We start from the raw sequence: 11,724 nt of genomic DNA on the forward strand, positions 1-11,724 counted from the left end.
GTCGTGGCGGCAAGTCTTGGCGGTGGAGACGTGGCAGATTATCGCAGAAAATTTGCAAGTCTTTGCTCAGGCGATCTGCAAATTTTTGCAAAGGTAAGGGTTTGCTTGGGGTTCGCTGGAAAATGTCGGGGGCTTTGCAAAGTTGCGAAGTTTCGAAGTGCAAAACGCGGCGGGAATCACTCCGCCGCGTTTTTTGTGAACTTAAAGAGGGCGGCTTAGCCGTATTGCGTCACCGGTGTGCCCGCGATGGCGGCCATGTTCAGCAGGCCGCGCGCGGTGATCGACGGGCTGACGATGTGGGCGCGGTTGCCCATGCCCATCAGGATCGGGCCCACTTCCAAAGCACCGGCGCGCATTTTCAGGATGTTGCGCACGCCAGAAGCTGCGTCTGCGTGGGCGAAGACCAAAACATTGGCCGCGCCGTTCAGGCGGGTGCGTGGGAAGACGCGGGCGCGCAGATCGGGGTCAAGTGCAGTGTCGACGTTCATCTCGCCTTCGTAGGTGAAGTCACGTGGGCGGCTGTCCAGAATCTCGATGGCTTCGCGTAGGCGCTTGCCGGAGCCTTGTTGGTGGTTACCAAACTGGCTTTGTGAGCAGAGCGCGATGTTGGGTTCCAGACCAAAGCGACGCACGTGACGCGCGGCGCCGATGGTGATGCGGGCAATGTCCTCGGGGCTTGGCAGTTCGTGCACTTGGGTGTCCGCAATGAACAGAGGTCCGTCTTCGAGGATCATCAGCGAGAGCGCACCATGTGGCGACAGGGATTTGTTGCCCAAGACCTGTGTGATGTAGTTCAGGTGCCAGCGGTATTCCCCAAAGGTGCCGCAGATCAGGCTGTCTGCTTCTTCGCGATGCACCATGATCGAGCCAATCGCGGTGGAGTTGGTGCGCATGATGGCTTTGGCGAGGTCAGGTGTGACGCCGTCGCGCTCCATCAACTCGTGATAGCTGTTCCAGTAGTCATAGTAGCGCGGGTCGTTTTCCGGGTTCACGATCTGGAAGTCCTGGCCGGGGCGGATAGAGAGGCCAGCGCGTTCGCAGCGGGCTTCGATCACCTCCGGCCGGCCAATCAGGATTGGGGTTTCGGTGGTCTCTTCCAGGATCGCTTGCGCGGCGCGCAGGACCCGTTCGTCTTCGCCTTCGGAGAAGACAATGCGGCGGGCAGCTTTGCGGGCGGTTTCAAACACCGGGCGCATTAGGAGCGCGGATTTGAAGACAGACTGGTTGAGTTTGTGCACATAGGCGTCGATGTCGTCGATCGGGCGGGTGGCGACACCGCTGTCCATGGCGGCCTTGGCTACGGCAGCCGACACCACGCCCACAAGGCGCGGGTCAAACGGTTTGGGGATCAGGTATTCCGCGCCGAAGGTGAGCTGTTCACCTTTGTAGGCCGCCGCGGCTTCAGCAGAAGTTGTGGCGCGGGCGAGTTCGGCGATGCCGTTCACGCAGGCGACGCACATGTCGTCGTTGATTTCGGTGGCACCGACATCCAGTGCGCCGCGGAAGATGAAAGGGAAGCAGAGGACGTTGTTGACCTGGTTTGGGAAGTCGGAGCGGCCGGTGGCAATGATCGCGTCGGGCGCCACTTTGCGGGCTAGGTCCGGCATGATTTCCGGGGTGGGGTTGGCCAAGGCAAAGATGATCGGCTGCGCAGTCATTTTCTCGACCAGTTCCGGTTTCAGCACGCCGGGGCCGGAGAGGCCGAGGAACATGTCGGCGCCGTCAATCACCTCGTCGAGGGTACGCAGGTCAGTTTTCTGCGCAAATTCCGCCTTTTGCGGGTTCATGTCCTCTTCGCGGCCTTCATAGACCAGACCGTGGATGTCGCAGAGCCAGACGTTTTCGCGCTTTACGCCGAGTTTCAGGAGCATGTTGAGGCAGGCGATGCCTGCTGCGCCGCCACCTGTGGAGACAATCTTGATGTCTTCGAAGTTTTTGCCCGCCACTTGCAGCGCATTGGTCGCCGCGGCGCCGACAACAATGGCGGTGCCGTGCTGGTCGTCATGGAACACAGGAATGTTCATGCGCTCGCGGCAAAGCTTTTCAACAATGAAGCAGTCCGGTGCTTTGATGTCTTCAAGGTTGATGGCGCCAAATGTCGGCCCCATGGCGCAGACGATGTCCGCCAGTTTTTCTGGGTCAGCTTCGTCCAGCTCGATGTCAAAGCAGTCGATGTTGGCAAATTTCTTGAACAGAACCGCTTTGCCTTCCATGACCGGCTTGGAGGCCAGCGCGCCGATGTTGCCGAGGCCCAGAACCGCAGAACCGTTGGACACCACAGCCACGAGGTTTTGGCGCGCCGTGTAAAGCGCGGCGTTGGCCGGGTCTTCTTTGATTTCGATGCAGGCTTCCGCAACACCTGGGGAATAGGCGCGGGAGAGATCGCGACCGTTGGCCAATGGCTTGGTTGCGCGGATCTCCAATTTTCCCGGCTTTGGGTTGGCGTGATAAAACAGGGCGGCGTCGCGCAGAGATTGGTTGCGGTTGTCGGACATGGCGGACCTCATTTTGCGCGGGGCGCAGCGGCGGTTTGTGGGGTGGTCAAAATTTTGTTCAGCATTAAACTAGTTTTTCTTCCGAGGAAATGGCCAAATGTAACTTGGCGGAAAGCGCCTCAAATTCGCCGTTGAGTTTTTGACCATTTGGTTACATTCTCGGAAAATTCTGCCGTCAGAGTGCAGTGAGGAGCGGGTATGGAAGAGATCAGAGCAGAGGTGCGGTTGCCAACGCAGGAATTGCGCGATGACATCCCCTTTTACACCAAAGTGCTCAAAATGCGGATAGATATGATTTATCCCGCGGATGACCCGACGGTGGCTGTGTTTTCCGGACACGGCCTGCGGCTGCGCGTTGAGAAAGGCGCGGAAGAAGCGCCGGGGTGCCTGCGGATATTGGCGGATGATCCAGATGGGTTTGCGGATGGCACGCGGGAGCTGACTGCGCCGAACGGTACAAAGGTCGAAATTGAAGAGCTGAACCCGCCGTTGGTTCTGCCGGAGGTGCAGCATTCCTTTGTTGTGCGCAGGCTGGCGGATCAGGCGCCTTGGGTGATTGGTCGTGCCGGGATGCACTACAGAGATTTGGTGCCGGACCGGTTGGGTGGTGCGATGATTGCCAGCCATATCCGTATCCCGGACGGTGGGCCGGTGCCGGATATGGTGCATTATCATAAGGTGGGATTTCAGCTAATTTTCTGCGTCAAGGGTTGGGTTGACGTCTTGTATGAAGATCAAGGCGGGATGCGGCGTCTCAATGCGGGGGACTGCTTTATCCAGCCGCCGGAAATTCGCCATCGGGTTTGTGAGGCCAGTGACGATCTGCAGGTGATCGAGATTGGGGTGCCAGCGGACCATGTGACGGAGATTGACCATGAAATGGAACTTCCAACCCCGCATGAGCGGCCAGACCGCGAGTGGGATGGGCAGCGCTTTGTCCATAATCTGGCAGAGGTTGCAGAATGGGGCGAGTTCCGATTACCGGGCTTTATGTGCCGAGACACAACTATTGCAACCAACACGAAAGATGTGGCGGGGGTGCAGGTGATCCGCCGTGGAGACGGCGTTCCGCAATGGGCGAGCCATGATGCGGATATCCACTTTACCTTTGTGATGCAGGGCACGATGGTTCTGGAAGGTGAGGGGCGCGAGCCACATGCCTTGGAAGCCGGGGATGCCTTTGTGATCCCGCCAGGAATGAAAACCCTCTACGCCGATCCAAGCGCGGACATTGAATTGCTCGAAGTCACGTTGCCGGGGGCGTTTAAGACGAAAGTGACAGAGAGATGAGCTTGGAAAAATCGGCTTTTGCCGTGCGCGAAAATGCCTATGCGCCGTATTCGAGTTTTAAGGTAGGCGCGGCGGTCCGTTCTGAAGGCGGAACGGTTTATGCGGGCTGCAACGTGGAGAATATCGCATATCCGGAAGGTACGTGTGCCGAGGCTGGTGCGATTGCCGCGATGGTCGCGGCGGGGGAGACACGTTTGACCGAAGCTTTTGTGGTTGCAGACGCTAAGCAGCCAGTGACGCCTTGCGGCGGGTGTCGCCAGAAACTCGCGGAGTTTGCTGCGGGTGGAGATACAAAAATTACGATGGCGACGCTGGATGGCGCGCGGCTGACGATGACTATGGCGGAGTTGCTGCCGGGGGCGTTTGGCACCGACCACATGGATACCGACCACCAAGACCGCGACTGACAAAGGAGAAAAGTATGGACGCACGGGCCATCATCGCGCAGTTGCGCAAAGGCGAAGATCCCAGTCGTGAGGAACTGGCCTGGTTTGCCAGAGGGTTGGCTGACGGAACGGTCAGTGATGCTCAGGCCGGCGCCTTTGCTATGGGGGTTTGTGTGCGCGGTCTCTCTGAGGAGGGTCGAGTGGCGTTGACCCTGGCGATGCGGGACAGTGGGGACACGATGTCTTGGGACTTGCCCGGACCAGTGCTCGACAAGCATTCTACCGGCGGCGTGGGCGATTGCGTGAGTTTGGTTCTGGCACCGGCTTTGGCAGCCTGTGGGGCTTATGTGCCTATGGTGTCTGGGCGGGGGCTTGGTCACACTGGCGGGACGCTGGATAAGCTGGAGGCCATTCCGGGCTACCAGACTGGATTGGATGAGGCACAGTTTGATAAGGTGGTGCGCGACGCCGGGGCGTCGATTGTCAGTGCCACAGCTGAGATCGCGCCAGCGGATAAACGGCTTTATGCGGTGCGGGATGTGACCGGAACTGTAGAAAGCCTTGATCTGATCACGGCTTCAATACTGTCGAAGAAATTGGCGGCAGGCCTTCATGGCTTGGTGCTCGATGTGAAGGTTGGCAGCGGGGCGTTTATGAAGACGCTCGCAGATGCCGAGGCACTGGCGGATTCTTTGGTCAGCACGGCCAATCTTGCGGGCTGCCCGACAAGCGCGGTGATTTCTGACATGAACCAGCCGTTGGCGCCGTCGTTGGGTAATGCGCTTGAGGTGGCGGAGTGCATGGAGGTGCTCTGTGGTTCTAAGGGCGGGCCTTTGGCGGAGTTGAGCGTGTCCCTTGGCGGCGTGTTGTTGGCCAATGCGGGCTTGGCGGCGGATGTTGAGGCAGGTGTCGCTAAGATGGTTGAGGTTTTGGCAAACGGGCAGGCCGCGGAACGATTTGGCAGGATGGTAGCGGCCCATGGCGGACCAATGCGGTTTGTTGAGGAGTGGCAGCGTTTTTTGCCGGAGGCCTCGGTGATCCGCGAGGTCAAGGCGCCTCGTGATGGCTTTGTAACCGCAATCGAGGGCGAAGCGTTGGGCCTTGCTGTTGTCGGGCTTGGCGGGGGGCGCATGGTGGAGAGCGACGTGATTGATCCTGCGGTGGGCTTCTCAGAGGTGGTGCGTTTGGGCACGCAGGTCAGAGCGGGTGACCCGCTGATGCGGGTGCATGCGAGCCGAGAGGATAAGGCGGATGTCGCTGCGCAAGCTGTGCTGGAGGCTATAGACATTGGCGAGCAAATGCCGGATATGCCGCCGCTCATTCACGAAAGGAGCCGCTGATGGCACGTGCATTTCTGGTGGTGATGGACTCGGTTGGCATTGGCGGTGCGCCGGATGCCGCACGGTTTTTCAACGAAGACCGCCCCGACACTGGCGCGAATACCTTGGCGCATATTGCGCAGGCCTGCGCCGAAGGGCGGGCTGAGGACGGACGCAGCGGGCCGCTTGAGCTGCCCAACTTGGACGCGTTGGGTTTAGGTGCCGCCTGTCGGTTGGCGTCGGGCGATACCACGCCCGGTCTGGATGCGAAGCCAAAGGGCGCTTGGGGCGCGGCCACCGAGGTGAGTCCTGGTAAGGACACGCCATCCGGTCACTGGGAGTTGGCGGGGCTACCGGTGCCGTGGGAGTGGCGCTATTTTCCCAAAGAGCAGCCGTGCTTTCCGGCCGATTTGACCAAATTGGTATGTGAACTGGCTGGGGTGGATGGCATTCTAGGAGATTGCCATGCTTCCGGTACCGTGATCATCAACGATCTTGGCGCGGAGCATGTGAAAAGTGGCAAGCCAATTTGCTACACCTCTGCGGACAGCGTTTATCAGATCGCCGCACATGAGGAGACTTTTGGTCTCGACCGTCTTTTACGGCTGTGTCAGGATCTTGCGCCGACCTTGCATGAGATGAAGATTGGTCGCGTGATTGCGCGGCCGTTTGTGGGGGATGCAGAGACAGGATTTACGCGCACCACCAATCGCCGCGACTATGCCATTGCGCCGCCGGACACGCTGTTGACCAACTGGGTGCAAGATGCCGGTCGCAAGGTACACGCTGTTGGCAAGATTGGCGATATCCTCACAATGGCGGGTATTGATGATTGCACCAAGGGGGCGGATGCCAAGCTGATGCAGGATTTACAGGGACTGGTGGAAACCGCTGACGATGGCAGTCTGACCTTTGCAAACTTTGTGGAGTTTGACAGCCTTTATGGCCATCGCCGCGACATATCCGGCTATGCGCGTGCGCTGGAGTGGTTTGATTTGGAAATCGAAAAGGTCCTTCAAAATTTGAAGGCGGATGATCTCTTGATCCTGACCGCGGATCACGGCAATGACCCAAGCTGGACCGGAACCGACCACACCCGTGAGCGCGTGCCAGTATTGGCCGCCGGTGTGGGCGCAAAAGAAGCCGGGATCATGGATTTTGTTGATGTGGCCGCAACGGTGGCCACACATCTGGGGATCACACCTCCCCGTGGAAGGAGTTTCTTATGAGCGTTGCTGACCTGCCTAAAGTCGAGCTGCACCTGCACCACGAAGGCGCGGCCCCCCCCGCGTTTATCAAACAGCTGGCGCATGAAAAGAACGTCGATCTGAGCAAGATCTTTGATGACAACGGCGGCTACGCGTTTCGGGACTTTGTGCACTTTCTGAGCACCTATGAGGACGCAACCTCTGTGTTGACCGGGCCGGAAGAGTTTGCGCGGCTGACCACTGCGATCCTGGAAGAAAGCGCCAAGAATGGCGTTGTTTACACCGAAAGCTTTATAAGCCCAGACTTCTGTGGCGGCGGTGACCTTGGCGCTTGGTGCGAGTACCTCGCGGCGATTGAGGAAGCCGCCACTGCGGTAGAGGCCAAGCACGGGATCACCTTGCGCGGTGTTGTGACCGCAGTGCGTCACTTCGGGGCCGACAAGTCTAAAACTACAGCACATTGCGCGGCAGAAACAGCTGGTGACTTTGTGACCGGCTTTGGCATGGGCGGCGACGAAGGTCAGTTCACACAGGGAACCTTTGCTTATGCCTTTGATCAAGCCAAAGAAGCAGGTTTGCAACTGACCACCCACGCAGGGGAATTTGGCGGCCCGGAAAGCGTTTGGGATGCGATCAAAGACCTGAACGTGGAGCGTATCGGCCATGGCGTGCGCAGTATTGAAGATCCTGAACTGGTGAAAGAACTGGTGGCGCGTCAGATCACGCTTGAAGTCTGCCCCGGTTCCAATGTGGTGCTAGGCCTGTTTCCGGACTTTGCCAGCCACCCCATTCAGAAATTGCGGGATGCCGGTGTCAAAGTAACCGTCAGTACGGATGATCCTCCATTCTTTCACACCACCATGCGCCGCGAGTACGAAGAGCTCTCCAAAGCCTTTGGATGGGACGAGAGTGATTTTCGGGCGCTCAACCAGACCGCGCTTGACGCGGCCTTCTGTGATGCCGATACCAAAGCCAAAGTAGCAAAGCGATTGGAGCAAGCCTGATGGATCATTTGACAGTTGTGGATCACCCGCTGGTACAGCACAAGCTGACCATCATGCGCGATCAGGCCACCTCGACTGGCGAGTTCCGCCGTCTGCTGCGCGAGATTAGCCAGTTGCTGGCCTATGAGATCACTCGTGAACTGCCGATGACCACCAAGAAAATCCAGACCCCGATGGTGGAGATGGATGCGCCGACGCTGGCGGGGCGCAAGCTGGCGTTGGTGTCGATTTTGCGGGCGGGCAATGGCCTTTTGGATGGGATGCTGGAGCTGGTGCCGTCGGCGCGTGTGGGCTTTGTCGGGTTGTACCGTGACGAGGAAACGCTGGAGCCGGTGCAATACTACTTCAAGGCCCCAAGTGAGTTGGATGAACGTCTGGTGATCGCGGTTGATCCGATGCTGGCAACCGGCAACAGCTCTGCGGCGGCGATTGATTTGCTGAAAAAACAGGGTGCCAAAAACATCCGGTTCCTGTGTCTGTTGGCCGCGCCGGAAGGTGTGGCGCGGATGAAAGAAGCGCATCCAGATGTACCAATTGTGACTGCCGCGCTGGATGAGCGGTTGAACGAAAAGGGCTATATTTTGCCCGGATTGGGTGATGCGGGCGACCGCATGTTTGGCACCCAATAGGTCAAATTTCGTGTTTTCAACGGTTTACTCGTTGGAAACAAACCGGCTAAGGTGCCCCTACATCTTGTGGGGGCAAAATGAAACTGACCAGAGTTATTGCGATCGGCGTGATCGCAAGTTCCTTGGGCATTGGTGCGGTCACCGCGCAGTCCATTAGTTCAAACGAAATCCCGGCGGAATTCCCGCCGAACGATTTCAAGGGTAAGCAGTTTGTTGACAGCCGTGGATGTGTCTACATCCGCGCCGGTGTTGATGGGGCCACAACTTGGGTGCCGCGGGTGACGCGGGAACGCAAGGTGATTTGTGGCTTCAAACCCACCTTCTCCAAAGCCCAGACCACCACCAGCGCCGCGGCAAAGCTCGACAAAAATGTTGTTCAGATTCAGCCGGCAGCACCGGAGTCCGGTGCACCTGCTGTGGCTGCGGCGCCAAAAGCAGTTGCGTCTGCGGCAGCGACGACAACAACGGCACGCACCACCGGCAGCGCTGCAACCAGCACGGCAAAAACCACTACTCGCACAGTGAAGGTGCCAAAGCAGGCCAAAGGTGCGCCGCTTTACACCACACCAACCGCGGCCCGTCCGACCACTACAACAACCAAGAAAACCACCACACGTACGGTTGCCCCGGCAGCCACCGCAGCGGCACCAACGGTGATCCAGCCTGCGCCAGTGGCCCCCAAAACCACGACAACAACCGTGCGCCGGACCTCCAATCAAGCCCCGCGCGCGGCTGGTGTCGTGTCGCCGTGTCGCGAAGGGGTGACATCCTGGAGAGGCTCTGCCGTTCGGTGCGGACCTCAAGCCCAGTCTCCGGTGACGCCCGGGCGTGGGGGGGCAACAGCGCAACCACCGCAGATGCGCTTTGATCAGAACAGTTCGCTGCGTCGTCCGCCGGTTGGCACCGTTGTGCGCGTCGGCGAAGTTGCGCCGGATGTGCGGGTTGTGCCGCGCCACGTGTATGAAGCCAACAAACACACACAGGTAGTGTCGGTGGTGCCTGAAGGCTATCGTCGTGCGTTTGATGATGGCCGCTTGAATGAACGTCGGGCTGAAATGACACTCGCAGGTGAGGCTCAGATGGCGCAGGTGTGGACACAGACTGTGCCGTATCAATTAGTCGATACTTCCAATGCGGAAGCTGTGTCGCGGGCGGCAACGCCAAATACCGCTGCTACAAACGTGTCCACCAAATCGCAGCCTGCCACCAAGTCTTTGCGGCTGGCAGGCACGCCATATGTGCAGGTTGGTACGTATAACGATCAGGCCAGTGCCCAGGCTGCGGCCAAACAGGTGAAACGTCTTGGGCTGCCGGTGCGGATCGGCAAATACCAGCGACATGGTGCGACCCAGCGTATGGTGCTGGCAGGTCCGTTTGCCAGCGCAGACAGTGCCAATGCAGCGCTGAGCAAGACCCAGAGCGCCGGATTTGGCGGCGCTTTTGTGCGTCAGTAATGCAGCTGAGGTCTGCGGTGGCGTTTAGCTGCCGCAGATGCCTTGAAGAGCCACCCAGTAACGGTCAATCAGGATCGGTTCTGGCAATTCTTCGGTGAAAGGGGCGGCCTCGATCAAGGCCAGTGTGCTTTCCCCTGATGGGTCCCTCGCCAGCGCGTAAGGCTGTAGTCGGACCCGCTTTTGCTCAAATGCCTGGATCAACGTGTCATCTGCGGCCGCCGCAGGCGGGCTGCTGATCATCAGTTCGATATGCTGAAGCAGCAGATCTTCCGGCAGCGCGCCGGTGGTCAGCAGGCGCAGGCTGGCGCGAATGCCGCCGGTTTCTAACACGCCACGCAGGGGATCGGGTGAGGCAGCCTGTGCAGCCACGATGTAACCCGCGGCCACATCCGGCTCTTCGTGATCCTCGATGGTGTCGCGCCCCAACAGCACAACATTGCCGGGTAGAGCGATGGCTTCACGCAGTGCACTGGGCAATACAGAAATTGACCGCACTTGCAGGCGCTTTTGCAAGGCGTCCACGGCCGGAATGGCCAGAGGAGCGGTGCACGGTTGACCTGTTAGCCGGGTGGCGAGCTGTTGCATGTCCTGACCAATGGTCTGGCGGGCCACATTGGGCACCACGCGTAGGGTGTGGTTTGCCAAGGCGTCGGGCAGCCAGAATACGGCCAGCCCCGCCAAAGCAGTTGCGGTCAGGGCCAAGACTGTTTTTCGCAAACGGCCAGAGGCGCGTTTTGGCCGGGCGACCGCTTTGCGCAGTTTTTCGATGGCGTCCACCAGATCATCGTGGGACGGATCGATTTCCAGCGTCTCATCAGAGTCGCCGTCCGGAAAAAACGCCGCTGGGGTTTGACCCGGATTGAGGCGGCGTACGGCCGGCAAGGACCAGTGGGTGAGTGCGCGGTCCTGGCTGTCTTTGATCACCAAGGAAGCCTCGCCCAGAGACACAATCACTTCACGCCGTTGCACGTCCGGCGTTTCTCGCCACAACGCGGTGCCTTCCAAGCGTTGGAATTTGTCTAGTGCAGTGCTCATTGGTGGGTGCTCAGCCTCATTTTGCAAGAAACCCTAGCAGGGGGCAAACGGAGGAGCAATCACATGGCGGTCACGAAAAAGGCCCGGAGCGATGTCCGAGCCTTGTTCGATACGTGTCTTGCAACCGTTACAGGATTTTGATGCCTGCCGATTTGATGTCCGCTAGGAAAGCGTCGAGACCCTTGTCGGTCAGCGGGTGGTTGATCATGGATTTGATCACGCCGGGAGGGGCGGTCATCACGTCGGCACCAACCAGCGCACATTGGGTGGCGTGGTTCACGGTGCGCACGGAGGCGGCAAGGATTTCAGTTTCGAAACCGTAGTTGTCATAGATCTGACGAATGTCGGCGATCAGGTCCATGCCATCCATGTTGATGTCATCCAAGCGGCCGATGAAAGGAGAGATGAAGGTTGCGCCCGCTTTCGCCGCCAGGAGCGCCTGGTTGGCGGAGAAGCACAGGGTGACGTTGACTTTGTGGCCATCGTCGGTGAGTGCTTTACAAGCTTTCAGGCCGTCCCAAGTCAGAGGTACTTTTACCGCGATGTTGTCGGCGATCTGCACCAGCTTGCGGCCTTCGGCGATCATTTCGTCAGCGTCTGTGGCGGTCACTTCGGCGGAAACCGGACCGTCAACCAGGTCACAGATTTCTTTGGTGACCTCGAGAATGTCACGGCCGGATTTTTTGATCAGGGATGGGTTGGTGGTTACGCCGTCAACCATGCCGGTTGCGTTCAGCTCGGCAATGGCTTTGATGTCGGCGGTGTCTACGAAGAATTTCATGTCAGTTCCTCTCCTGTGCGTGCAGGTTTGAAAGGGCGGCGCTTGCAACTGCGGGATTGCGCTGCGGCTGACTTGGCTTTACCCGATAGAGAGCCCCGCTGGAAGTGGGAATGCGCCCCACGG

General features: G+C 58.9%; 10 protein-coding genes. 7 read left to right on the top strand and 3 right to left on the bottom strand.

The window, feature by feature from the left end; translation table 11 throughout:
• Positions 1 to 215 precede the first annotated feature (215 nt).
• Positions 216 to 2,495, bottom strand: a complete 2,280-nt coding sequence (locus MK208_RS16920; RefSeq protein WP_294118576.1) for an NADP-dependent malic enzyme — start codon at positions 2,493 to 2,495, stop codon at positions 216 to 218.
• Between the two features lie 198 nt (positions 2,496 to 2,693).
• Between MK208_RS16920 and MK208_RS16925 the strand changes: the two genes are divergently transcribed.
• The 7 genes from MK208_RS16925 to MK208_RS16955 all read left to right on the top strand — a co-directional run bounded on the left by MK208_RS16925 (position 2,694) and on the right by MK208_RS16955 (position 9,785).
• Complete coding sequence (locus MK208_RS16925) at positions 2,694 to 3,785, top strand: cupin domain-containing protein (RefSeq protein ID WP_294118577.1); 1,092 nt, start codon at positions 2,694 to 2,696, stop codon at positions 3,783 to 3,785.
• Positions 3,782 to 4,192, top strand: coding sequence for a cytidine deaminase (locus MK208_RS16930; RefSeq protein WP_294118578.1), 411 nt, complete (start codon positions 3,782 to 3,784; stop codon positions 4,190 to 4,192). The genes MK208_RS16925 and MK208_RS16930 overlap by 4 nt, the downstream gene beginning before the upstream one ends.
• Before the next feature lie 14 nt (positions 4,193 to 4,206).
• Positions 4,207 to 5,511, top strand: a complete 1,305-nt coding sequence (locus MK208_RS16935; RefSeq protein ID WP_294118579.1) for a thymidine phosphorylase — start codon at positions 4,207 to 4,209, stop codon at positions 5,509 to 5,511.
• Complete coding sequence (locus MK208_RS16940; protein ID WP_294118580.1) at positions 5,511 to 6,719, top strand: phosphopentomutase; 1,209 nt, start codon at positions 5,511 to 5,513, stop codon at positions 6,717 to 6,719. Before MK208_RS16935 ends, MK208_RS16940 begins: the two co-directional genes overlap by 1 nt.
• Positions 6,716 to 7,702, top strand: a complete 987-nt coding sequence (locus MK208_RS16945) for an adenosine deaminase (protein WP_294118581.1) — start codon at positions 6,716 to 6,718, stop codon at positions 7,700 to 7,702. Before MK208_RS16940 ends, MK208_RS16945 begins: the two co-directional genes overlap by 4 nt.
• Positions 7,699 to 8,331, top strand: a complete 633-nt coding sequence (upp, locus tag MK208_RS16950) for a uracil phosphoribosyltransferase (protein ID WP_294118681.1) — start codon at positions 7,699 to 7,701, stop codon at positions 8,329 to 8,331. The genes MK208_RS16945 and upp overlap by 4 nt, the downstream gene beginning before the upstream one ends.
• Positions 8,332 to 8,408: 77 nt before the next feature.
• Positions 8,409 to 9,785, top strand: coding sequence for an SPOR domain-containing protein (locus MK208_RS16955; RefSeq protein WP_294118583.1), 1,377 nt, complete (start codon positions 8,409 to 8,411; stop codon positions 9,783 to 9,785).
• A gap of 24 nt (positions 9,786 to 9,809) precedes the next feature.
• Here the strand turns inward: MK208_RS16955 and MK208_RS16960 are convergent, their stop codons facing one another.
• Complete coding sequence (locus MK208_RS16960) at positions 9,810 to 10,820, bottom strand: hypothetical protein (protein WP_294118585.1); 1,011 nt, start codon at positions 10,818 to 10,820, stop codon at positions 9,810 to 9,812.
• Between the two features lie 127 nt (positions 10,821 to 10,947).
• Complete coding sequence (gene fsa / locus MK208_RS16965) at positions 10,948 to 11,601, bottom strand: fructose-6-phosphate aldolase (RefSeq protein WP_294118587.1); 654 nt, start codon at positions 11,599 to 11,601, stop codon at positions 10,948 to 10,950.
• Positions 11,602 to 11,724 lie beyond the last annotated feature (123 nt).

It is taken from the genome of Shimia sp. (assembly GCF_022448905.1).
In the GTDB taxonomy this organism is placed as follows: Bacteria; Pseudomonadota; Alphaproteobacteria; order Rhodobacterales; family Rhodobacteraceae; genus Shimia.

Bases quoted from the DNA above. Each gene is read 5' to 3' on its own strand.
- MK208_RS16940 (WP_294118580.1), top strand. From the start codon at position 5,511: ATGGCACGTGCATTTCTGGTGGTGATGGACTCGGTTGGCATTGGCGGT.
- MK208_RS16935 (WP_294118579.1), top strand. From the start codon at position 4,207: ATGGACGCACGGGCCATCATCGCGCAGTTGCGCAAAGGCGAAGATCCC.
- MK208_RS16925 (WP_294118577.1), top strand. From the start codon at position 2,694: ATGGAAGAGATCAGAGCAGAGGTGCGGTTGCCAACGCAGGAATTGCGC.
- MK208_RS16945 (WP_294118581.1), top strand. From the start codon at position 6,716: ATGAGCGTTGCTGACCTGCCTAAAGTCGAGCTGCACCTGCACCACGAA.
- MK208_RS16955 (WP_294118583.1), top strand. From the start codon at position 8,409: ATGAAACTGACCAGAGTTATTGCGATCGGCGTGATCGCAAGTTCCTTG.
- fsa (WP_294118587.1), bottom strand. From the start codon at position 11,601: ATGAAATTCTTCGTAGACACCGCCGACATCAAAGCCATTGCCGAGCTG.
- MK208_RS16960 (WP_294118585.1), bottom strand. From the start codon at position 10,820: ATGAGCACTGCACTAGACAAATTCCAACGCTTGGAAGGCACCGCGTTG.
- MK208_RS16930 (WP_294118578.1), top strand. From the start codon at position 3,782: ATGAGCTTGGAAAAATCGGCTTTTGCCGTGCGCGAAAATGCCTATGCG.
- MK208_RS16920 (WP_294118576.1), bottom strand. From the start codon at position 2,495: ATGTCCGACAACCGCAACCAATCTCTGCGCGACGCCGCCCTGTTTTAT.